This window comes from Marinobacter sediminum (assembly GCF_023657445.1).
GTDB lineage: Bacteria > Pseudomonadota > Gammaproteobacteria > Pseudomonadales > Oleiphilaceae > Marinobacter > Marinobacter sediminum_A.
Window position 1 is genome coordinate 3,216,199 of record NZ_JAGTWY010000001.1, and the last position, 23,046, is coordinate 3,239,244.

20 protein-coding genes are annotated in these 23,046 nt (G+C 58.0%); 8 read left to right on the top strand and 12 right to left on the bottom strand.

What is annotated here, in order from left to right; translation table 11 throughout:
- Nucleotides 1-86: 86 nt before the first annotated feature.
- The 4 genes from KFJ24_RS15145 to KFJ24_RS15160 all read right to left on the bottom strand — a co-directional run bounded on the left by KFJ24_RS15145 (nt 87) and on the right by KFJ24_RS15160 (nt 4,905).
- A complete protein-coding gene (locus tag KFJ24_RS15145; protein WP_250831923.1) occupies nt 87-1,892 on the bottom strand; it encodes a tetratricopeptide repeat protein in 1,806 nt (601 codons plus the stop codon).
- Entirely contained in the window at nt 1,889-3,283 is a 1,395-nt protein-coding gene (locus tag KFJ24_RS15150; protein ID WP_250831924.1) for a glycosyltransferase family 2 protein, read from the bottom strand. The genes KFJ24_RS15145 and KFJ24_RS15150 overlap by 4 nt, the downstream gene beginning before the upstream one ends.
- 1 nt (nt 3,284) lies before the next feature.
- Nucleotides 3,285-4,274: an NAD-dependent epimerase/dehydratase family protein gene (locus tag KFJ24_RS15155; RefSeq protein ID WP_250831925.1), complete on the bottom strand. Its 990-nt coding sequence runs from the start codon at nt 4,272-4,274 to the stop codon at nt 3,285-3,287.
- 337 nt (nt 4,275-4,611) lie between these two features.
- Nucleotides 4,612-4,905: a hypothetical protein gene (locus KFJ24_RS15160; RefSeq protein ID WP_250831926.1), complete on the bottom strand. Its 294-nt coding sequence runs from the start codon at nt 4,903-4,905 to the stop codon at nt 4,612-4,614.
- A 152-nt stretch (nt 4,906-5,057) separates the two neighbouring features.
- On the opposite strand from KFJ24_RS15160, the gene KFJ24_RS15165 reads away from it, so the two are divergent.
- Both KFJ24_RS15165 and KFJ24_RS15170 read left to right on the top strand, forming a co-directional pair.
- The gene (locus tag KFJ24_RS15165) at nt 5,058-6,821 is read left to right on the top strand and encodes a sensor domain-containing diguanylate cyclase (RefSeq protein ID WP_250831927.1); all 1,764 of its coding nucleotides are present in this window, start codon (nt 5,058-5,060) and stop codon (nt 6,819-6,821) included.
- A 130-nt stretch (nt 6,822-6,951) separates the two neighbouring features.
- Nucleotides 6,952-8,847, top strand: a complete 1,896-nt coding sequence (locus KFJ24_RS15170; protein ID WP_250831928.1) for a sensor domain-containing diguanylate cyclase — start codon at nt 6,952-6,954, stop codon at nt 8,845-8,847.
- 71 nt (nt 8,848-8,918) lie between these two features.
- Here KFJ24_RS15170 and choV read toward each other — a convergent pair whose 3' ends face one another.
- The 3 genes from choV to KFJ24_RS15185 all read right to left on the bottom strand — a co-directional run bounded on the left by choV (nt 8,919) and on the right by KFJ24_RS15185 (nt 11,987).
- On the bottom strand, nt 8,919-10,106 hold the full coding sequence (gene choV, locus KFJ24_RS15175) for a choline ABC transporter ATP-binding protein (RefSeq protein WP_250832664.1): 1,188 nt from the start codon (nt 10,104-10,106) through the stop codon (nt 8,919-8,921).
- Nucleotides 10,097-10,945, bottom strand: a complete 849-nt coding sequence (gene choW / locus KFJ24_RS15180) for a choline ABC transporter permease subunit (protein ID WP_250831929.1) — start codon at nt 10,943-10,945, stop codon at nt 10,097-10,099. The genes choV and choW overlap by 10 nt, the downstream gene beginning before the upstream one ends.
- A gap of 112 nt (nt 10,946-11,057) precedes the next feature.
- A complete protein-coding gene (locus KFJ24_RS15185; protein ID WP_250831930.1) occupies nt 11,058-11,987 on the bottom strand; it encodes a choline ABC transporter substrate-binding protein in 930 nt (309 codons plus the stop codon).
- A gap of 520 nt (nt 11,988-12,507) precedes the next feature.
- Between KFJ24_RS15185 and KFJ24_RS15190 the strand changes: the two genes are divergently transcribed.
- From KFJ24_RS15190 to KFJ24_RS15210, 5 genes are all read left to right on the top strand, one after another.
- Entirely contained in the window at nt 12,508-13,524 is a 1,017-nt protein-coding gene (locus KFJ24_RS15190) for a TauD/TfdA dioxygenase family protein (protein WP_250831931.1), read from the top strand.
- Nucleotides 13,525-13,776: 252 nt separating this feature from the next.
- The gene (locus KFJ24_RS15195) at nt 13,777-15,876 is read left to right on the top strand and encodes a molybdopterin-dependent oxidoreductase (RefSeq protein ID WP_250831932.1); all 2,100 of its coding nucleotides are present in this window, start codon (nt 13,777-13,779) and stop codon (nt 15,874-15,876) included.
- Nucleotides 15,877-15,942: 66 nt separating this feature from the next.
- Nucleotides 15,943-17,022: an alpha/beta hydrolase gene (locus KFJ24_RS15200; RefSeq protein WP_250831933.1), complete on the top strand. Its 1,080-nt coding sequence runs from the start codon at nt 15,943-15,945 to the stop codon at nt 17,020-17,022.
- A gap of 119 nt (nt 17,023-17,141) precedes the next feature.
- Nucleotides 17,142-18,098, top strand: coding sequence for a 1-phosphofructokinase family hexose kinase (locus KFJ24_RS15205; RefSeq protein WP_250831934.1), 957 nt, complete (start codon nt 17,142-17,144; stop codon nt 18,096-18,098).
- A 142-nt stretch (nt 18,099-18,240) separates the two neighbouring features.
- Nucleotides 18,241-18,909, top strand: coding sequence for a glutathione S-transferase family protein (locus tag KFJ24_RS15210; protein WP_250831935.1), 669 nt, complete (start codon nt 18,241-18,243; stop codon nt 18,907-18,909).
- 15 nt (nt 18,910-18,924) lie between these two features.
- On the opposite strand, the gene KFJ24_RS15215 is transcribed toward KFJ24_RS15210, so the two are convergent.
- The gene (locus KFJ24_RS15215; RefSeq protein WP_250831936.1) at nt 18,925-19,218 is read right to left on the bottom strand and encodes a YkgJ family cysteine cluster protein; all 294 of its coding nucleotides are present in this window, start codon (nt 19,216-19,218) and stop codon (nt 18,925-18,927) included.
- Between the two features lie 264 nt (nt 19,219-19,482).
- On the opposite strand from KFJ24_RS15215, the gene KFJ24_RS18275 reads away from it, so the two are divergent.
- On the top strand, nt 19,483-19,605 hold the full coding sequence (locus tag KFJ24_RS18275) for a LuxR C-terminal-related transcriptional regulator (protein ID WP_350455592.1): 123 nt from the start codon (nt 19,483-19,485) through the stop codon (nt 19,603-19,605).
- Between the two features lie 50 nt (nt 19,606-19,655).
- On the opposite strand, the gene KFJ24_RS15220 is transcribed toward KFJ24_RS18275, so the two are convergent.
- From KFJ24_RS15220 to KFJ24_RS15235, 4 genes are all read right to left on the bottom strand, one after another.
- Nucleotides 19,656-20,144 carry an acyl-CoA thioesterase gene (locus tag KFJ24_RS15220; protein WP_250832665.1) on the bottom strand — a complete coding sequence of 163 codons (489 nt, stop codon included), beginning with the start codon at nt 20,142-20,144 and terminating at the stop codon, nt 19,656-19,658.
- 151 nt (nt 20,145-20,295) lie between these two features.
- A complete protein-coding gene (locus KFJ24_RS15225) occupies nt 20,296-20,649 on the bottom strand; it encodes a zinc ribbon domain-containing protein (RefSeq protein ID WP_250831937.1) in 354 nt (117 codons plus the stop codon).
- Nucleotides 20,650-20,654: 5 nt separating this feature from the next.
- Nucleotides 20,655-21,887 carry a formamidase gene (gene fmdA, locus KFJ24_RS15230; protein ID WP_250831938.1) on the bottom strand — a complete coding sequence of 411 codons (1,233 nt, stop codon included), beginning with the start codon at nt 21,885-21,887 and terminating at the stop codon, nt 20,655-20,657.
- Nucleotides 21,888-21,991: 104 nt separating this feature from the next.
- Nucleotides 21,992-23,035 carry an AAA family ATPase gene (locus KFJ24_RS15235; RefSeq protein ID WP_250831939.1) on the bottom strand — a complete coding sequence of 348 codons (1,044 nt, stop codon included), beginning with the start codon at nt 23,033-23,035 and terminating at the stop codon, nt 21,992-21,994.
- Between the last annotated feature and the right edge of the window lie 11 nt (nt 23,036-23,046).

Genomic DNA, 23,046 nt, shown 5'->3' on the forward strand with positions numbered 1-23,046 from the left:
GGCGCCAGCCGGTAGTGTCGATTGAATAGCAGCCTCAGGTCCCCGCCACTGGCCCGCTGGCAGGTATCAGATGCGGGCGATGGCCGTCAGAAACGGCGAATCAACCCGAGGTGTAAAGAAGTACCGTAATAGCGCCCGGTTTCCTGCAATCGATCGGCGTAGGCTATCCTGCCATGGAACTGCCAGTCCCGGTAGCGGCCGATCAGCGCTTCGAGCTCGACATCGGAACCGAATTCATAGCTGGAGAAGGTGTCGTCCTTGTGCCAGCCGAGACTGGTTCGCAGGCCGACCCAGTTGTCGACATTCGGGCTCCAGTAGAAGAGTGCGGTGCCAGCAAACCGGTTGAAGTAGTCCGGGTCGTAATAGCCGTTGTCGAGATCCTTGTCGAAGGTGAAGCGCTGAGCGGAAAGGCCCAGATTCACGCCCCAGGGGCCGCTCTGATAGACGTTGCGACTGGGGGCCAGGTAGAACTCGAGGCGGCTGTTATCGTCCGAGAAATCAGAGGCGCTGACCCAGGCTTCCACCTGATAGAGCGGGTTCGGGTGCCACACAGCACGCAGGCGGCTTTCAGTCTCGACGATCTCTCGTGACACCGACAGTGGCGAGAGGGCATACAGCGCGCGTTCCCGGGTCAACTGCAGCAAAAGGTCATCATGGGGGTACCCTTTGGCCTCCAACCGGTAATAACCGTAATCGCCACCGCCTTCGATATTGCCGCGGCCTACCCGAGCCTCCACCTGAAGGCGGCGATGCAACTGGTGGCGGACTCCTACCCAACCGACATAATCCATGGTGTTGCGATCGCCGTCATCGGCTTCGAATATCGAATCCTCGCGGGTGCTTACCCTGCGGCTGCTGTACCCCAGCAACACTCGGGTTTCCGGGCTCAGCGCCAGCTCACCAAAAACGGTGCCGGTGGTGATACGGATGTCGTCCTCGTCAAACTGGTGATCACCGGTGATACCCACAAGTGAACGCAAGGGCGCACGTGTTACCCGGCCAACCTCAAGGGTCGCCGCTTCCTCTGGCTTGAGCCTTTCCATAACGGCCAGGCTTTCCAGTGCCTCCGAGGGCTGGCCGGAGGCGCGCGTGGCCAGAACCCGGGAGAAGTGGATGTCGTAATCCTCGGGGTGGCGTTCTGCCAGCGGTGTGAGCAGGTCAGAGGCGGCATAGAACCATCCGCGTTGCAGCAGCAGTTGGGCCTTTGCCCGCTGATACTCGTCGGTGTCGCCGAAGCGGCTTCGGTAGCCCGCAAGAGCTTCGGCGGCGCCCTCCTGGTCACCCGCCCAGCTCAACACCTGAACCCGGGCCACAACAGCATCCTGGTCGTTAGGGAAGTGCCGCAGATATTCATCGTAGGCGGTGGCCGCTTCAGGATACTCCCCTGTCCACTGGTGCCAGAGCGCCCGGCCCCGCAGGGCTTCCTGATCACCGGGGGCAAGCTCCAACAGTGACTGGATACTGGCCTTCGCCGCCGCGCGATCACGGGCCCAGTTGGCCTGCTGCAGGCAGGCGTGCAGGTAGTCCACATTGGCCGGCGCCAGCTCCACCGCATGCTGGCATTGCCTCAGGGCGTCCCGGGGCCTGTCTGCCATGGCGTAGGCTCGGGAAAGGCGATAAGCGAGTGAGGCATTGTCCGGGGCAAGCTCTGCGGCCTGCTCCAGGGCTTCAAGCGCTTCGTCTGGACGTTCCAGACGATGGTAGATATCGGCCATCCGCAGCCAGAGATCTACCCGTTGGGGTTGTTGTGCCAGGATGGATCGGTAGACCGTCAGCGCACTTTGCCACTGCCCGGCCATTTCGGCTTTCAGGCCAGCGTCCGGCACTTCAGGGGCCGCCGGCAGAACACCGGCGCAAAGGGACAACATGAGTCCGGCAAGGAGTCGTTTCATTTGCGCCACCTCCGGTTGCGGGTAATCCACAGATCCGCGGCAAACCGCGCGATATTGACGGCATCAAACAGCAGGCTGCCGTAGCGAAGGGGCGTTACCGCAATCGCCTCCCAGAACGCGCGGAACCGTTGCCCCGGCGCATTGACCATCAGGATCAGGATGACCAGGGTCATTTCCGCAAGGAAGGTGATCAGGAGGGTCTCCCACATCTGGAGGATCAGCATGATCAGCAACGCAGTGGGGAACGCGATCTTCTCCAGCGCCGACAGGAACACCGCCCAACCCATGGGCCGGCCAAACTTGCTGGTGTAACCCTGGCCCCAGGGTTGGCGGTAGGGTTCGCTGCGCCGATGGATGTGTTCTCGGGTATCCGGGTGCTTTTCCTCATAATGCTTCGCCTCATGCTTTTGGCGATAGCGACGGAAACCCTTGAAAGGGCTGCGTAACAGGCCATCAAAATAGTAACAGCTCTGGAGAAAGCTTGAAGACCAGAAATACAGCTGGTGGGCCAGCCGAGGGAACTCCGGCTCCAACGAACGTACTGTGACATCCTGCAGTTGTACGTTACGGTAGCCTTCATTCAGCAGGCCGAAGCCAATGAAAATGTCCTCGGAGTTGGTCAGATCATCACCCAGGATCGGCTCGTAATAATCAAAAAGCTCCCTGAGATATTCGCGGCGATAGGCCACGGCGCAGCCCACGGGATTAATGATGCTGCCGAACACGGTCATCTGGCCCCGGTATACGAAGCGCTGGAGGAACGTATAGAGAATGCCGCGATAGAAGTTGGTGATGGCCCGGTTGAAGCGGTGCCAGGTTCCGGGGCGCGGCGTAACGTAGTCCGTATGCGCCTCGAGGAAGCTCTTGAGGAGCGGTTCGTTAGTGGCTGCCTGCCGGTCCTTCTCCCGCATCGGCTGCACCACGCCGCAGACCGAAGCCACGCCGGGAGCCTTGTAGATTTCCTGTACCAACCGCTCGATGTAGTTCTCCGACTCAAGGAAGGTGTCGCCATCAAGGACGACCTCCACATCGGCGTCCAGATCCCGCGCCTCGCGCTTGAGGGTCGGGGTCTTGCCGATCGACTCCTCCCGCCGGATCACTTCCAGGTCCAGGCCAATATCTTCGCCGAAGGAACGGGCGACCTCGGCAGTCCTGTCGGTACTGCCGTCATCCACCAGCACCACTTTGCGAGGCTTCAGGGTCTGGTTAGCGATAGAGCTTAGAGCAAGGAGGACATTCTGCTCCTCATTGAGCGCCGGAATAACCACGTCCACGGTGGCCTCACGCCAGTCTTCCGAGCTTTCGGGCGGGGTTTTGTCCGGCCCACGCAGAAACCCAATGAAAGCAACCAGCGTGCTGGGACCGATGACGAACCAGGGCGCGGTTGCCATACTACTTCTCCCCTTCGTTGATCTGTTCACGGGCCCGGTTGATCAGGTCCATGAGGGTTTTCTCCAGGTTCCAGGCGTGCTCGAAGCCCGTGAACCGGTGGAGTTTGTCAAGTGAGGGCCGGCGATGGCGAATATCTTCAAACTCGGCCCCATAGGCTTCCCGGTAAGGAATATGGTCGATGGTTGAGCGACTCCCGGCGCACTCGATGACCAGCCGGGCAAGCTCATTGATGCTGATTTCCCGATCGCTGCCGACGTTGACGATCTCCCCGTTTGGCAGATCCGGCATGGAGGCCAGGCGGTCGAGCGCCACTACCGTATCCCGAACATCGCAAAAAGAACGGGACTGCTCACCATCCCCGAACACAGTAATCGGTTCGTTGGCCACCGCTTTCTGAACGAAGCGAGGCACCACCATCCCATAGCGGCCGGTCTGGCGTGGCCCGACAGTATTGAAGAAGCGGGCGATGATCACGGGAATGTCATGCTCCCGGGCATAGGCCAGGCCAAAACCCTCATCCGCCAGCTTGCTGATGGCATAGTTCCAGCGCAGGGGCGCACCGGACTGGATGATCAGGGAATCATCCTCACTCAACGTCGGTTCCGTGTGCGGGCCATAGACCTCCGAACTGGAGGCGAGGATTACCTGCGGGGCCCAGCTGTCCCGGTTCACAGACCTCAACAGGCGCTCGGTACCTGCGATATTAGTGGCCATGGTACCCACGGGCTCACTCAGCACTCGGTACACGCCCACAACAGCCGCCATATGGTATATACGATCCGCCCAGGCAACGGCCGTGTCGAGGCCATCCCACGTCACGATGTCGGCTTGGTCAAACCGGAACTCGGGGTTTTTACTGAACGCGGCGACATTGGCTAGTGAGCCGGTACTGAGGTTATCCACCACATGTACCTTGTCGCCCTGTTTGAGATGGTATTCAGCAATGTTGGATCCGATGAAGCCAGCTCCACCGGTGATGAGTATGTGCAAGGGACACTCCGTTATAAAAGCCCAGCTATAGCGGGAATTCTGTCATTGATTCCGTTACTTCTTTAGCCACGGATCACTTGTGGGTCATTGTTGCACAGGCCGGATAACATTTCTTTGCCCCAGAACAAAGTAGACATCATCCCGGGCGTCTTCAGCATCCTGTTCACGACACTCTGTGCGTTGTTTCCTGCTGTGACCATGATTTCGTTCAAAGGCACCGTGATCGCTGGATACCAGCAACCCGGCCAAGATAGAGGATTGGCATTTGAGACTAAGCGATATGTAGCCAGAGCGAACCGCGTGTTTGTATTGGTTCGAAGGCCGTGGGCCTGTTTACTCAGAGAGAAGATGACCGGATAGAAACACCCTCGATTTCAGTCACTGTTTTGGCATCAGCCCGTTCAATAATCTTCACCAGCGTCGATTGAATGGTTTCATCTTCCCGAATGTCACTTTTACTCACAAATGTTTGCTTTTGTGGTTCGGCGTTCGCTTCCATTGTGAATGAAATAACCACTTCCGTTGCAGTCTCCGGCGTGTTGCCGAAGTATTCCAGCGAAATCTGAGGGTAACCATTGAAGCCCTTTTTAACCTGTTTGGAGATGCGTTTTTTTGCTTTATCCAAATTCATAGTTCGACTTTTCCTCAAGCTGCCGATTCGTGAACGGCGAAATATGCCGTCAGTATAGACGATGCTCCCCCGGTCAGACGCAATGCCCGATATGACATGTCGCAGATTTGCCTATAACCTAGGCGCAACGAACTTAACGGATACACAGTCACGTGCGACGGCATTGGCACTTCTTTTTCCTGCTGACCATTCTGAACCTGACGACGTGCGCTCTTGCTGAATCGGCTCACGACGACGGGTCAGTGCCGCTCGTTGACGCTCGAGCCCTCTACCAGGACGCAATGGTTGATCGGGTGGCATTTCTCGCTGAACAGGGAGAAGCACTTTCCGTTGACGAGGTTCAGTCCCTGATTCGCGAGAATCCCGCTGCCCTGAAGCACTCTGAGACCGGTGTGTTAGCCAATGGCATCAATACCAGTCCGATCTGGCTGGTGGCGGATGTTCTCAATCCGACCGATGACACCATTTTGCGGCGCGTGTCCGTCGGAACAGGCTGGCTGGAACAGGTCGACTTCTTTCTCATAACGGAAGACCGGCCGCCACAGCACTTTGTCGGCGGTGACCGTATTCCGCTGGATGAGCGGTCTATCGCCAAGCGCATACCCAGTGCCGATTACCAGTTTCCGCCCGGCAAGACACGGCTGTTGCTGCGAATTGAGACAGCGGATCCAATGGTGGTGCGACTCTATTTTTCCAGTATTGCCGCCAGCCATAGTCGAGAGCAATCAGAGACCGCGTTCTACAGCTTCGTGTACGGCGTCATGTTTGCACTTTCGGCCTATAACCTGATGCTGTTCGCCGGCCTTCGGAAGCGGCGTTATCTGTACTACTCGCTCTATACCGGCAGCTTTGTGGCCATGACGGCATCCTACAACGGGATTGGAATGGCCCTGCTCTGGCCCGAGGCGGTGGGATGGCAACAATGGGCGCCACCCCTGCTGATGCTGTGTTTCGCCAGCTCCGGCCTGGCGTTTGCGACAAATTTTCTGAACACCCAACGCTACCGACCACGGCTCCACAGAACCATCCAGACAATCGGTGTGGCTTATTTCGCGCTCTTCGGGGCCTGTTTCGCCCTGGGCGAGCAGGGCCTGGCGCTGCGCCTGGCATTCCTGGTTGTGCCGGTGTTCACGGCACTGATGCTCTACATGGGAATATCGAGCTGGGTGAGTGGCAACCAGTCCGCACGCTATTTCATGCTGGGCACACTGGTTTCCGCTGTTGGCGCCTCGATTACAGCCCTGACGGTATCCGGCGTGATTACCTATACCCAGATTGGCTACTACGCCGTGGACATCGGCATGGTCGTGGATGCCATACTCTTGATGTTGGCGCTGGCCGACCTGGTTCGTAAAACCAAAAAGGCCCGGATGGCCGCCGAGCGAACGGCACAGATTGATCTGCTGACCGGCCTGAACAATCGGCGTGGTTTTCTGCCGGTCGCCGAATCACTATGGAGTCTGGTCAAGCGCAAGAACAGGAACATCTGTGTGGCTATGATCGATATTGATCATTTCAAGGACATCAATGACCAATATGGCCATGCCACCGGCGACAGGGTATTGAAGAAAATTGCCGGCGAGCTCGATCGATCCCGGCGCCATGGCGATCTCCTGGCGCGCTGGGGTGGTGAAGAATTCACTCTGTTGTTGCCGGAAACGGACGAGTCGGAAGCCCTCACCGTGGCCGAGCGTTTCCGCCAGAATATCGAGCAACTGGTGGTCAATGACCGCGGCAGGTTGATCCGATGCACCATCAGCGTCGGTGTCGCCAGCCGCCACTCTGAACACATCACCCTGAACCACGCCATTGCCAGGGCCGACGAGCAGCTCTACCAGGCCAAGGTTCAGGGGCGTAATCAGGTCTCCACCGGCCGCACGTCGGACCAGCCCGAGGGCAACCCGGCCCAGACCTGATACGGGGCGGCTTGCATTTATCGTGCAGTGCAGCTTAATTTAGCTTTACGGGCCGGGCAGTATAACTCGGATAAAAGCGCGGGACATTGTTCCAACCTTGTGACATCACGCATGTGCGAAGGAGATGCCCATGCCCATGTCTTTATTGGTCTGCCTCGGGGTTGGCCTGCTTTACTATGTTTGTGCGTTGATCGGTGTGCTGGTTGTCAGTCTGCCCTCGGGTATTGCCGTTCTTTGGCCTCCCAATGCTGTTTTACTGGCCGCACTCCTGACCCTGCCACGACGCTACTGGCCGGGGTTGGCTGTTATCGTGCTGGTGGCCGAAATCCTGGCCGACTATCCCGCCTTTCCTGTTCACGCAGCCGTGCTGTTTGGGCTGGTTAACATAGCTGAATGCACGATAGCTGCGCTGGTTATTACGCGGTTCAGCGCGAGTGCCCGTGTTCGGCCGGACTGGAGTGAGCCACGTGAGCTGGCGCTCTTCATTCTTATTGTGTTTTTCGTCGCTTCGCCACTTGCCGCCCTGGCAGGCGCTTCTGTCTATGCCTATGTTCTTCTTGATCCTGCACCCTTCATGGTTATATGGCGTATCTGGTGGTTTGGAGACGCGACCGGCCTGATGGCGCTGACCCCCGTCCTGCACATGCTTTTCAATTATCGGATTTACTGGCCTGATGCCCGCTACCTGTCGGCTGGGGGCATTGAGTGGACAGGGTTGGTAACAACCACGCTCCTCACCTGTTTTCTGGTATTCAACGTAGGCATCATTTCCGGCCACATGCTGGCCCTGACGCCACTGCTGGTCATGCTGGCACCGTTTTGGGCAGCGGTTCGCCTGGGGCCACTTCCCGGCTCTGCACTCGCCGCAACAGTTGCGCTGTATGCGGCGATCGCAACGGCTACCGGCCAGAGCCCCTTCCTGACCGGCTCGCCGGAAAGCACGGCTCTGCTGATCCAGGAAGTCATCGTGCTTTTCATCGTGATCGTGCTCTTCGCCGCCGCCTTTGTGAGCCAGAACCGGCGACAAAGCGGTAGCCTGCGGCTTTATAAAAGTGCCGTGGAAGCCACCGGTGAAGGCGTGCTGATTACCGAGGCCGGAGACGATCAGCCGATCATCTACTGTAACCAGAGCTTTATGGAGATGACCGGGTATAAGGAGGAGGAAATCCTGGGCCGGAACTGCCGTTTCCTGAACCGGGATAAGCCGGATCAGCCCGAGGTCAGGAAAATCAGAGAGGCGATTCTGCGCAAGGAGCCGATCCGTATCACGGTGAGAAATTTCCGCAAGGACGGTACCTTGTTCTGGAACAACCTTGTGATCAACCCGATTCATGATTGGCGGGGAAAAACGTCCCACTTTGTCGGGATCATAAGAGACATTTCCAGGGAAATCGAACAGCACCATCAGCTGGAGAACCTGCTCAACAAACTTCAGGAGGCCAATGAAACCCTGGAAGAAAAAGTGCACCAGCGCACCAGCGAGCTGGAACAAGCCAACCATATGCTTGAACGCCTGGCGCTGACCGATGACCTGACCGGGGTTTACAACCGCCGCAACCTGATCAGCCGGGGGCATTTGGAAGTACTGCGCTGCAGCCGCTCGGGCGGCACCTTTTCCGTCATGCTGCTCGACATCGACCACTTTAAGCAGCTCAACGATCAATATGGCCACGAGGCGGGGGATCTTATCCTCAAGGCCTTTGCCAAAGCGGTCCACCAGTCTATCCGAAAGGTGGACAGTTTTGGCCGCTGGGGAGGGGAAGAATTCCTGGTCCTTGTCTATGACTCTGATCAGATAGACTTACGCGCCATGGGCGAGAAAATACTGAAAAATGTCGCCGAATGCCGGGTGCCCTACAAGGAACACCTACTCCAGGTGACTGTTTCCGTGGGCATCGCGACCTGGAAGGGCGGCGGCTTCGATACGACAGTGTCAATGGCGGACAAGGCCATGTACCAGGCCAAGGAGTCGGGGCGAAACCGGCTGGTCATTTACCAGCCCTCATCCAGGGTCGCGCGGAAATAACACCCTTTCCCCCAGCCGCCGCCGGGTGGCCTGACAATCAGTGATAACAGGCCGGCGCCCGGGAGGACGCTCTAGCTGTCCTCCAGGTGCTTGCCCAGCATGGCGTGGTAGAGCTCCCGATCACCAATGGCACCAGTTAACTTCCCGTCCTCCTCCACCAGCAGGCTGTGGCCGGTGAAATAGCGGATCTCCACAGCATCCCGCAACGGCGTATCGGGTGCAATGCGAGTCGGCTGCTTGGCCAGGCTCTCAATCGCCTGCCCCGGCTCCCAATGCTGGGTCTGGAAGGTCTGGCCAGCGCTGGTCACCACGGCGTCCTGCGCCACGCCCGGCGTATGCAGCCAGGTGTCGAACCGCTTGCTGAGACAGCGGTTACCCGTGGCGTCCTGCGCCATTTCTTCCATGGGCAGCGCCAGTGACCGGGCCGCCAGCACATTGAGCGGGTTGGTGCTGGCGACAAAACTTTTCACGTAATCATTCTCTGGCTTCAACACGATGGACTCCGGCTTGCCGTGCTGAACGATCTGACCGTCTTTCATGATGGCGATGTGAGAGCCAAGCTTCAGAGCCTCATCAAGATCGTGGCTGACAAACACAATGGTCTTTTGCAGCTCTTCCTGCAGGGTCAGAAGCTCATCCTGCAGCTGATGCCGGATCAGCGGGTCCAGCGCCGAGAACGGCTCATCCATCAGCATGATTTCAGATTCGGTGGCCAGTGCCCGGGCCAAACCAACCCGTTGACGCATACCGCCCGACAGTTCATCCGGGCGGCGCTTGGCCCAGCCGTCAAGCCCGACCAGTTCCAGCTGGCGCGCCACCTTCTCACGGCGTTCCGCTTTGCCCAGACCCTGGAGTTCGAGCCCGAAGCCGACGTTGTCTTCCACCGTCAACCAGGGCATCAGCGCAAAGCTCTGGAACACCATGGAAACACGACGGGTACGGATATCCCGCTGGACTTTTTCGCTGGCCTGGGTGAAATCCACCATCTCGCCATCGTGCTGGATGCGGATGGTCCCGCTGGTGACCTCGTTCAGGCCGTTCACACATCGCAGCAGACTGGATTTGCCAGAGCCGGACAGCCCCATCAACACGCAAATCTCGCCTTTCTTGATGCTCAGGTTGGCGTTCTGCACGCCCACCACCAGATCGGTCTGCTCGCGGATAGCCGCTCGGTCCATGCCCTGCTCGATCAGTGGCAGAGCGCGCTGGGGCTGCTTACCAAATACGACATTTACATTCTCAATTTCAATCATGACGATACCCCCTCAGCGCCTTTCTGGCGGAAAAACCGGTCCATCCAGATGGCCAGCAATACGATGGCGAGGCCAGCCTCAAAACCCTTGCCGATATCGACAGTGTTCAGGGCCCGTACCACGGGTACCCCCAGACCATCGGCGCCTACCAGGGCCGCGATGACCACCATTGACAGGGACAGCATGATGCACTGGGTGATGCCGGCGCCGATGGAGCTCATGGCCGCGGGCAGCTCAACCCTTAACAGCAGCTGGCGGTTTGTACAGCCGAAGGATTTGCCAGCTTCCACCAGTTCTTTCGGTACCTGGGAAATACCCAGATAGGTCAGCCGAACCGGGGCCGCAATGGCAAAGATCACGGTGGAGATCACGCCGGGCACCACACCCAGGCCAAACAATGTCAGCGTGGGAATCAGATACACAAAGGGCGGAATGGTTTGCATCAGGTCCAGAACGGGCTGCAGGAACTTGTACAGCCATTCACTGTGGGCGGCATAGATGCCCAGCGGGATACCGATCACCACACACAGCAGGGTGGCGTATAACACCAGCGACAGGGTCGCCATGGTGTCTTCCCAGTAACCCAGGTTCCAGATCAACAGAAAACTGAAGGCAGTGAAGGCGGTCAGCCCCCACCGGCGATGGCGGGCGTGTGCCGCCACAGTAAAGAACAGCACCATGAAGCCTGGCGGAACCCATAGAAGGGCATCGGTCAGGCCATGAATCATGCTGCTCAGGGTGTCCGAAATGGTGTCAAAAAAACCACTGAAATTGACGACCAAAAAATCAACAACATCTTCCATGAAGTCGCCGAAAGGCAATTGATGCTCAGTTATCCAGCTCATGGTAGTCAGTCTTGTTGGGCGCGGGCGAAGCCTGCACCGGAAATGGGGGGATGTGAACTAAGAGCCTGCGGCCGGTGTTCTGGACGCTTCGGCCCAGAACACCTGACGGACCTTACTTCAAAGAAGCCTTCACGGCAGTCAGTGCCGGCTCACCGTCGATGGTGGTAACACCATCCAACCAGCCGTTCAGCACGTCCGGGTTGTTCGCCAGCCAGGCGTGGGCAGCATCACGTGGATCTTCGCCGTCGTTCAGGATGGCGCCCATCACTTCGTTTTCCATCGTCAGGGAGAACGTCATGTTGGTCAGCAGCGTGCCGACATTCGGGCATTCGTTGAGGTAACCCTTGCGAACATTGGTGTGCACGGTGGCGCCACCGTAGTTGGGGCCAAAGAAATCATCACCACCCTCGAGGTAGGCCAGATCGTGGTTGGCGTTCATCGGGTGCGGTTCCCAGGCCAGGAAGACCACCCACTCGTCACGACGCACGGCGCGGCCAACCTGGGACAGCATGCCAGCCTCACTGGATTCAACCAGACGAAACTCGCCAAGGCCGAAGGCGTCTTTTTCGATCATATCCTGGATCAGCCGGTTGCCGTCGTTTCCTGGCTCGATGCCGTAGATGCGACCATCAAACTGCTCAGAGTGCTCGGCGATGTCGGCGAAGCTGGTTACCCCGGCGTCGAAGGCATACTGGGGGACCGCCAGGGTGTACTTGGCGCCTTCAAGGTTGGTGAGTACGCTCTCCACGTCACCGCTCTCGAGGTAAGGACGCACATCCGCTTCCATGGTGGGCATCCAGTTGCCCAGGAATACATCGATGTCTTTGTTCTTGAGCGAGCGATACGTGACCGGTACCGACAGAACTTTCGCTTCCGGTTCATAGCCCATACCTTCAAGTACGGTAGACGCCAGGGCAGTGGTGGCGGTGATGTCAGTCCAGCCGACGTCGGAAAAGCGAACCGTCTTGCATTCCATGTTCGGGGCGGCCATCGCCGCGCTGCTCATTACCAGGCCAACACTGGCCAACATGACTTTTTTCATCGTTCGTTCTCCTTTCTCAGTTTTCGCTTAAAAAGTGAGTGTTGCGTAACCTTTAAATCAAAGTATTACCAAGCAGGAGCGCAGGATAGTGGCACTTGCCTGACAAGTGCGCGAAAGGTGATAGGCCCTGTCAGGGCACTCCCAATCGGAGGCGGCAAGGTCTTAGCCAAAGGGGGTGTGGCGCCTTGCCGTGGATATCAGCCGCTGAAACGGGTGTCCGTTTACGGGGCCGTTGCACCCAGACTTTTCAGTAGCAGTTACGTAATGTTAACAAAGCGGGCTCACTTTCTCCACTGACGGGCGAGTGAGGGCGCGATCATCTCGGGTTCTGCGCAGTTGTATAACCTGTTTGCCATCGCCAGTATCTGTTTGGAAGATAATTTTATATTTGCCAAACTGGTCCTTACATACATCCTGTGCTCGGATGACGGTGACGTGCTGTTGACGAACCCTCTCAGGATTGCGCATCTGGCGCAGCTTTCATCCTTCTTGCATTAGAGTCAGCGACAGGAGGTTAGCATTGAGTACTAACCAACCGTATATTGCGCCCCTTGATCCATCACGCGTTGCCATTATTGAAAAATTCGGCGGGAAGATCATCCCGCTGGATCCCATCGGTGCCGAAGTGCATGGCATTGACTTGTCATCGGCGGACACACCGCCGCCCGATGTCGTCGAGGCGCTTGAACACGAAATGGCCAATCGTGGTTTTCTCGTTTTTAAAAACGAAAAGCAACTGGAAGCCGACGACTTTCTCCGAGCCAGCTGCTGGTGGGGTGGCAAGCAATTGCATAGCACCCATGGAATTCATCCGGCGACGCCTGATCGCAACCGACACATTTTCCGCCTGTCTAACGATCGTCGTCACGGAATTCCTGGCGTGGGCCCCCAATGGCACAATGATGGCAGCTTCAACACGGATACCTTTTCGCACTCGGGGTATCACATCATCCGACCGGCCGAAAAAGGCGGAGGCACTTATTTCGCCCATCAGGGTGCCGCCCATGACGCTCTCCCGGAGGAGCGGCAGGAATTCTGGGGTCGCCTTTCCTCGGTAAACTCCGCTTCAGGAGCCGTTCATCCGGTGGTGCATGTGCATCCCATCTCCGGGCGAAAGAGTATTTGGTTGCATCTTGGAATGACGGGTGCGGTGATTGAAAAGCTGCCCGATGATGATGGCTTTCGCCTGTTGGATGCGGAAGAAATGAAGCAGCTGTGTCATGAGTACAACGACATTCTCAATGCCGGGCTGGAGAACGGATACGCCATCGCCTACGAGTACCAGGAAAACGACTGCGTTTTCATCGACAATCTGGCCGTGGCGCATCGAGCTGCCCCTGAGGCGCACCTGCCTCCCGAGGAGCAGGGCTTGCGGATCATGCACCGCAGCACCGTTCGCGGCGTTCAGGATCTTGCTCCTGACTTTGATTTGCCGGTCTACATCAACCTTAATGGGCCGAGTCCGTTCGGCAAAGGTGTCTGGCAGGCCGGAGGCGTCGGCTTTCGTTGGGATGATGGAATTCCCATGCAAAACTGAGTCACGCCCGACATCACTATGAAATCGGGATAAAAGCCGGGACAGACCTGTTATCGACGCGCCCTCGTGATCCGCGAGGGTCGCTGCCGATAACACCCGGTTCCCTCCTCCCAGGCTCGTGTACTGCCCCATTTCGGATATCTTTCGCCATGTCGGTCAATATTGTGAGCATTTCAACCATCTAATTTGTTGCCGGTTTATGCCACACTCACAAATCCAACAACGACAATACCCGTAACCGAGCCGTTTGCTATGAGCGAAGCCAAGACCCACTTCCGGACCTGCAATATTTGTGAAGCCATGTGTGGCCTTGAGATCAGGCACCAGGATGGCGAGATCCTGTCGATCAAGGCCGACAAGGATGATCCGTTCAGCCAGGGCCACATCTGCCCCAAGGCGGTGGCCCTCCAGGATTTCTACAACGATAAGGAGCGCCTTAAAACCCCCCTCAGAAAAACCGCCGATGGCTGGCAGGAGATCAGTTGGAGCGAGGCGCTTGAGGAAATAGCCACCCGTTTCCGCGGCATTCAGCAGGCTCACGGCAAGGATGCGGTCGGGGTATATCTTGGCAACCCCAATGCCCACAACTTTGGCAATGCCATCATGCTTCAGCGTTTCTTCAAGGCACTGGGCACCAATAACCGTTACAGCTCGGCGTCCGCCGACCAGCTACCCCACCACGTGGCCTCCAATTACATGCTCGGGTCGGGCATGCTCATTCCCATTCCAGACATCGACCACACGGATTTCATGCTGATCATCGGTGCCAATCCGATCGTTTCCAACGGCAGCCTGATGACAGCGCCGGGGGTAGGCAAACGGTTAAAGGCCATTCAACAGCGGGGCGGCAAAGTGGTAGTGGTTGATCCGCGCCGCACGGAAACGGCCAAAAAGGCCGACCAGCACCTGTTCATCCGGCCGGAAACCGATGCCCTGTTCATGCTCGCCCTGGCTCACACCCTGTTCGATGAACAACGCGTAAATCCGGGCCACCTGGAATCACATATTGATGGGCTGGAGCGCCTGTCCGAGGCGGTTAAGCCCTACTCGCCGGAGCGTGTGGCCGAAGCCTGCGGCATGGAGGCAACGCTCATCCGTGAGCTGGCGAGGGAGATGGCCGCCGCCAAGAGCGCCGTCTGCTACAGCCGAATGGGGGCCTCCACGCAGTCCTTCGGCGGTCTTTGCCAGTGGCTGAACAATGTCCTGAATATCCTCACCGGTAATTTCGACCGTCGGGGCGGGGCCATGTTTCCCCAGCCAGCGTTTGATCTGGTGCGCCCAAAGAAAGGCAAACCCAGCTCCTACGGGCGCTACGAGTCCCGGGTACGAGGACTGCCCTACTTCAACAACGAATTTCCGGTTGCCACCCTGGCCGATGAGATCCTCACGCCAGGTGACGGCCAGATCCGGGCCATGATCACCATCGCCGGTAACCCCGTGCTCTCCGCCCCCGGCGGGCCCCGGTTTGATGAGGCGTTCGAGGCACTGGATTTCATGGTGTCCGTTGATATTTACCTGAACGAAACCACCCGCCACGCCGACATCGTTCTGCCCGCCACCACGGGCCTCGAAGTGCCCCATTTCGACGTGTTCTTCAATTCGTTTGCGGTTCGCAACACCGTCAAGTTCTCGGAACCATTGTTCGAGAAATCGCCCGATCAAAAGCACGATTGGGAGATCCTGCGGGACCTGGCCCTGCAACTGACCGGACTCGAGGACGACGGGGTCACCCCGGAAATGATGCTGGATGCGGGTCTCAAGCATGGCACCTATGGCGAACAGGGCATGAGCCTCTCCAAACTGAAGGCCAACCCTCACGGGGTGGACCTGGGGCCGTTGCAGCCGTGCCTGGAGAAACGGATTCAGACCGACGACGGCCGGATCCGGATCGCGCCCCAGCTGTTCCTCGATGACCTGAAACGCCTGGATGACTCGGGGCTGATGGCGCATAACCCCGACTACCCGTTCTCCATGATAAGCCGCAGGCTGGCCCGGAGTCACAACACCTGGACCCAGAATTCCCAGCGGCTGGTCAAAGGCAAGAACCCCTGTACCATGCAGATCAATACGGCCGATGCACAAAGGCTGGGCCTTGAAGACGGACAGCTCGCGCAGGTCGCCTCAACCACCGGCAGCATCCAGCTACCGGTTGAGATCAACGACGACATGTTTGAAGGGGTGATCAGCATTCCTCAGGGCTGGGGTCACAACCGCACCAACACCGCGATGACGGTTGCCGGATCACAGCCGGGCGTGAGCATGAACGACGTCACCGATTCACAGCGCATTGATGAGCTGACGGGCAATGCGGCGTTCAATGGCACGCGGGTAGCGGTGCAGGGCTCAAGGTGAGAGCCATGAGTAAAGCAGCAGGGCAGCTCAACGGCGAGCTGTACTGAAACCACACAAGGATTGCACATGATGTTCGGTATCGCCTGGTTCGCAATGATGTGGTTTGGCCTGATAATGGTCGCGCTGGTGGCGTTGGTGTTTTTCCTGCGCCGGAAACACGACGCCGGGGATGACAGCAAACCGGCCCCCCAGCCGCCAGAAAGTGAGGCTCGCCGGAAGGTTCTTGAACAGGTCAAGGGCATGCATACCGCGACCGAAGGCCTCCATGGCCGGGCCCGGGTAAAAGCCCTGCGGCGCTGCATGGATAACATGAGCGACGGCCTGGAACTCGTTTCGGAAATCCGTCCCCCGGCAAACGGCGCACCCAGGGGGGAATGGGTGATTGCACCCGGAGCAGATCCCAACCGCCGGATTCTCTACATTCACGGCGGGTCCTGGATCGCCGGCAGCCCCAAAAGCCATCGTCCCATCACTGACCGCTTGTCGAGGTTGGCCCACGCCTGCGTATTCGCCATTGATTACCGACTGATGCCGGAAAACCGTTATCTGGACGGCATTATCGACTGCCAGCAGGCTTACCGCTGGATACTCGACAACGGCCCGGACGGAGACGCACCAGCCGATTTTGTGGTGGTCGCCGGGGACTCTGCCGGCGGCAGTCACACCCTGGGGCTAAGTGCCTGGATACGCGACCAGGGGCTTCAGCCACCAAATGCCGCGATAGCCTTGTCGCCCTCTACCGAACTCATGCTCACCTCGCTGGGCAGCCGGGCCAACCTGAAGTCCGATGCCATGCTGGGGCCAACCGTTCGGAAACTGGCGCGTATACCCGTGCCGCTACTGTGGTGGGGAACCGTCTTAAGCATGCGGGTATTACCCACCAGCCCGAAGGCCTCACCCCTGCGAGGAGACCTCCATAACCTCCCGCCAACCCTGATCCACGTCAGTGAATCGGAGCTACTGCTGGAAAACGCCCGACGGTATGCAGAAAAAGCCCAGGCGGCTGGCTCACCGGTGGAAATCGAGACCTGGCCGGACATGGTTCATGTGTGGCACCTGTTTACGCCACTGTTACCGGAGGCGGAAGAGGCGTTCGAACATATAGGGGAATTCCTGGCGCGGACGGAAGCGAGTGCAGCGAACTAGTGTCAGCGAGACTCTGAGCGCAAGAGGCTCACTGGTGAAGGGATGTCACCGGTTTTATGATGACATCATCCTCCCGCTGATTGGCGTCGGCAGACCGTCGACACCGAGGAGCACCTGAGATGATCGACGCTTTCACACAACTGCCCGTGGCCGTTTTGAGCCTGAATCCGGCTGTTGATATCACCTATGAAATCCCCCAGCTGATTGCTGACCAGAAGGTCCATGCCCTGGATTCCCGTTACGACCCCGGCGGCAACGGGATCAATGTCGGTCGTGGTCTTAAACGGCTTGGGGTGCAAGCCTGCACTTTCTGTGTTGTCGCCGGCGAAATCGGTCGCTTCCTGCGCCATCAGCTCGATGCGCAGCTGGACCAGCTCAGTTATCAGGAGGTGGATGGCGAAACCCGGATCAATGGCACCATTCTCGAGAGCCTCACCGGTGCCCAGTTTGAGGTCAGTGGTGTCGGTCCCATGGTGTCGACCGCACAATGGGAGCATTTGCTCGACCAGTTCGTGACCCATTGCAGTGAGGGGCTGGGGGTTATCACCGGCTCGTTACAGCGAGGCTTGCCGAAGGACCTGTACGCCCAAGCAGTGCGTCGGGTGCAGGCGGCCGGGGCGCGTGCCGTTGTTGACTCTCATGATGAGCTGCTGCGGCACGCGATCGACGCCCAACCGTTCCTGATCAAACCCAACCGTTTCGAACTGGAAACCATGGTCGGACAGCCCCTGACCAATCAGCAGGATATCGTTCGGGAAGCCCGTCAGTTGCAGGAGCGGGGCGTGACCTGGGTCTGCGTCTCCATGGGCGCTGAGGGCGCCTTGCTGGTGACGCCGTCAAGTGTCCTGAAGGGAGAAGCGCCCTCGGTACCCGTGGTCTCCACGGTCGGGGCCGGTGATTCGATGGTGGCCGGTATGGCGGGGCTATTGGCGCAGGGCGCGTCGGAGCAGGATGCGTTTCGTGAGGGGCTTGCCTGCAGTGCGGCGACAGTGATGCGGCCAGGGACCGAGTTGTTCGATAAGGAAACCGTTGATCGGCTGCGCAGTGAGGTTCGGGTAACGCCGCTGTCGCTGTGAACGGGTAGAAGCGAAACAGGCCCCTTTCGGGAGGCCTGTCTTCCCGAAAGGCGACTCAAAGCACAATAGTGGTGAACCAAAAAGCTATTTTCAGCCTACCTCTGTAACCTGCTCATTCTTTTGATGCGAACGGAGCTTCTGCATGATTACAGTTCACCACCTGAATAATTCCCGCTCACAACGCGTTCTCTGGATGCTTGAAGAGTTGGGAGTGCCCTACGAGATCCAGTATTACGAGCGTGATCCCAAAACCATGCTGGCGCCTGAAAGCCTCAAAAAAATACACCCGCTGGGTAAATCACCGGTGATCACCGACGGCGAGCTGGTCGTGGCGGAGTCTGGTGCCATCATCGAATACCTTGCCCACACCTACGGCACAGACACCCTGCTACCGGAGGGCGGCGGCCAGGCGTGGCTTGATTACACGTACTGGTTGCATTACGCCGAAGGCTCTTTGATGCCCCCACTGCTTATGCGCCTGGTGTTTGAAAAGGTAAAAACCAGCCCGATGCCGTTTTTTATCAAGCCAGTGGCAAAAGGCATTTCAGACAAAACCAATCAGACTTTCATCGGCCCGATGATCAAGACGCACCTGGATTTTGTCGAATCCCAGCTGGCCAAGAACACCTGGTTTCTCGGGGATAACCTCAGCGCAGCGGATATTCAGATGAGCTTTCCGCTGGAAGCCTCCGTGGCTCGGGGTATCGTCGGCAAGAACCGGCCTCACATCACAGCCTGGGTAGAGCGAGTGCACGCCAGACCTGCCTACCAGAAGGCCCTCGAGAAGGGTGGAAAATACGATTTTGCCTGAGTAACAGCCGTTCCCCTAATATGACAACGAGGCTCTTTCGACGAGACAATCATAACCGCCCATTTCGAATTCACGGCAGATCAATGGGCGTTTCTCGTAAATACTGCAGAGCATCGTAGAGCGGTCCAAGGCGGCACACCATCCGTCGTCCAGGCGAGCCATGGTCATGCCGCCCCAGTCATCCACCGCAACATACTTCTCAGGCACACCCGTGTCCGTAATAAGCATGACTTCCAGGCGGCAACAATTGGCCCTGCAGGTCGAGCATGTAACCTCGTCGTCGGGCAAGTTCGTCACTTCAATCTTCATTGTTTATCGCACACCAATTTCAAACAGACAGAACCAATCAAACGTTCATCGGCCCAATGATCAGGACGTACCTGGATTTTGTCGTAGCTTCACCAGACTCGGGCTGCTCGCTGAACTTGAGGCAACTCCTCTTTGGTGGCTTCCCGCGCAACGAAGGCAACATCCTCGGGGATCTTGAAGGTCAATTTCCCGATTCGATCAAACCCCTCCACTACTCAATCAATTCATAAAATGTACTGAAAGACAACGCGACACACATTACAAATAGCCTATGCCGACAATTCAGCGCACACCATCAAAAACCACCTGGCAAAACTCTATAAGCGGCTGGATGTGTCCAATCGTACTCAGGCCGTCATGAAATCGAGCGAAATCATATCCAACTGAGCCCACAGGTTCGCCTGTCTAAGCAAAGTCCTTCATCCGTCCCGAGGTCACTACTGGCCCTCTGATCCATGAAGCGCCTTATAACGTTCCGTCAACTCAACGCGAATTGCACGACGTTCCTGACCATTGGCATAGCGCCTGATCTGTTGACCAGTTTCTGGTTTCAATTTCGGCACCTCAACAGCTTTGCCATTTTCATCAACCGCCACCATGGTGAAGAAACAACTGTTGGTGTGTCTGACCAATTTTTCCCGGATGTTTTCCGTGATCACTTTAATGCCCACCTCCATGGATGTGCGCCCCGTGTAATTAACACTGGCCAGAAAGGTGACCAGCTCACCAACATGGATGGGTTGGCGGAACATCACCTGGTCCACGGACAGGGTGACCACATACGTACCGGCATAACGGCTGGCGCAAGCGTAAGCCACTTCATCGAGAGACTTCAGCAGGCTGCCACCGTGCACATTTCCCGCAAAGTTGGCCATATCCGGTGTCATCAATATTGTCATGGTCAGTGTTGTGGCTCCGAATTCCATCACGCTTTCTCCGCTATTTGGCATTTCAGTATAGGCGGAAACAATCCGGCACAGCTCCTTGGCTGAATGTCAGGCATAAAAAAGCCCCCCGGTTATAAGCCGGGAGGCAATCACCACGTGACAGTTTTTAACCCATGTCAGAAATCAGACCTCAGTGGCTGATCATCCAGGGCCGCATGGAGGGGAACATCTTCTTCCCGTCGGCGGTGTAGAACAGCATCGACTTGCCTGGTTTCGGCGAACCACAGCCACAACTTCGGCTGTGCTCTTTGTCGTTCGCCCGACGGTCGGCGGTTGAGAACACCGGCTCGTGGCGCGAGCGCTCGTTCCTGTCCTGGGCCGTACGTTTGGCGGAGTCCATGGCGGCGATCTCCGGCGGCAACACAATCACCCGGGGCGACAACACCTTGCAGGTGGGGCACTCCGACGGCTTGGCGGCGTCGTCCATGGTCGCCAGGCTATTGAACAGGCCGTGCTCGCGACACTTGTAGTCATACACAGGCATGGGGCTTACTCCTTATCTTTCGACAGCGGTACGTCCATGCCGCCGCTGACCATTTTCTTCGGTCCGTCGGCGGACGGGTTGATGTCGAAGTCGAAGATGCCCGTCGGCAGCCAGAGCGTGGCGCAAGCATTCGGAATATCGACAACCCCGCTGATGTGGCCTTCGACCGGTGCACAACCCAGAATCGCGTAGGCCTGAGCCTTGGTGTAACCGAACTTGGTCATGTATTCGATGGCGTTCAGACAGGCCTGACGATAAGCCACGTGCACATCCAGGTAATGCTGGCCGCCGTCTTCGTCCACCGAGATGCCTTCGAAGATCACGTAGTCGTCGTACCTCGGCTTGATCGGACTGGGCTTGAACACCGGGTTCTTGATGCCGTATTTCTTCACACCGTCTTTGATCAGGTTCACCCGCAGATGAATCCAGCCAGCCATTTCGATGGCGCCACAGAAGGTGATTTCACCGTCGCCCTGGCTGAAGTGCAGGTCACCAACCGAGAGGCCGGCACCATCCACGTAGACCGGGAAGTAGACCTTGGAACCACGGGAAAGGTCTTTGATGTCACAGTTACCGCCGTGCTCGCGGGGCGGAACGGTACGGGCGGCTTCCGCGCCCGCGGCTTTGGCGGCATCACCGGCCATCTTACCCATGTGGGCGGTGGAACCATCCGGCAGGGTTGCCAGCTCCGGCACCCGCTCCGGGTCGGTCGCGACCAGTCCGGCCTCCCGCTTGTTCCAGGTGTCCAGCAACTCTTTGGACGGCAGGCAGCCGATCAGCCCCGGGTGAATCAGGCCGGCAAATTCCACGTTCGGAATGTGGCGGGATTTAGTGAACATGCCGTTGAAGTCCCAGATGCTCTTCTGGGCTTCCGGGAAGTGTTCGGTCAGGAAGCCACCGCCGTTCTGCTTGGAGAAGAAACCGTTAAAGCCCCACTGGCTCTCTTCGAAGGTGCCGATATCGAGGATATCCACTTCCAGCAGGTCGCCGGGCTCCGCGCCTTCCACACCAATCGGGCCAGACAGGAAGTGCACCTGGCTGAGATCCACATCACGCACGTCGTCGGCATTGTCGTCGTTCTTGATCTGTCCGCCGGTCCAGTCGTAGCACTCCACGATGAAATCATCGCCGGGCTTAACGGTAGCCACCAGAGGGATATCCGGGTGCCAGCGGTTGTGGATTTTGTCGTTCTCATAGGCCGACTTGTTCAGATCGATCTTGATAATGGTTTCAGCCATAACGGAGGCTCCTTGGTATTATTGGCTTACACGTTTGGGTAACAGCTTCACTATCCGAAATCCGGCCCCGGGGGAGTATTCGCGAAATACCCCCGGTACCTACGTCATTTGACGTATTGGTGCACGTTCACCTCCCTGCCCTTCACACCAGCCTCAAACCGGTGGCAGTCCGGATACGCCAGCAGCGCCCGTGCCACCGCCGGTTCCAGGCGCTGCCGGAAGGCCCGCAGCATTTCCCGGGCGCCATAGCGGGCGTCGTAGCCACGGCAAAGTTCCTCGCGCAGTTCGGGCGATAAAGACAACTCGGCGTGCTTTTTCGACAGCCTGCGGTTGAGGCCCGCCAGTTCGATGTCCAGCAGAGCCTCCAGCCAGTTGTCGGTGAGGCGGTTGAAGGTGAGGGTCTGGTCGATACGGTTGAGAAATTCCGGGTCAAAATGCCGGCGCAGGGCGGTATCGCGTATGGCGTCGCCCTTGTCGGGAGATAACCCGAGCCAGCGGCGCCAGCCCTTTTGGTAACGCTGTTGGTATGCCTCGGCGTCAAGTGCCCCGGCGTTGCTGGTCATGAAGATGAGCGTGTTGCGGAAGTCGATCTCCCGGTTACCGGAGGGGAACACCAGCCGGCCGGTGTCCAGCACGTTCAGAAGGGTGCGAACCACTTCCTTGCTGGCTTTCTCGATTTCATCAAACAGCACAATACCGGGCTTGCTGAACGAGCCCTGTACCTTGTCCAGATCAAACAGGCTGTGGCCTTCCTTGCTGCCGACGTAGCCCGGCGGTGCACCGGTGAGCGCAGCGGCGTAATGCTCCTGGGCCAGGGTGTTCATATCGATGCGGCACAGGCCATCCCGGTTGCCGTGTATGGCTTCGGCGATCAGCCTTACGGTTTCGGTCTTACCCACCCCGGTGGGTCCGAGGAACAGGTGCACCGCCAGCGGCCGGTTTTCCTCGCCGATGTCGGCTTTCACCCGCACCAGCATGGCTTCCATGGCGGTCAGGGCCTCGTCCTGGCCAACAATATTGTCCCGCAGGCGGGACATGACGGCATCTGGCTCAAAGCGGAACCGGGAAGCACGAACCGGGCCTGAGGCGGCCCGGTCCTTTTCAATGGATTCCCGGTTGGCTTCCAGCCGTTCGTTGATAAACGGCACTGGCGCCTCCC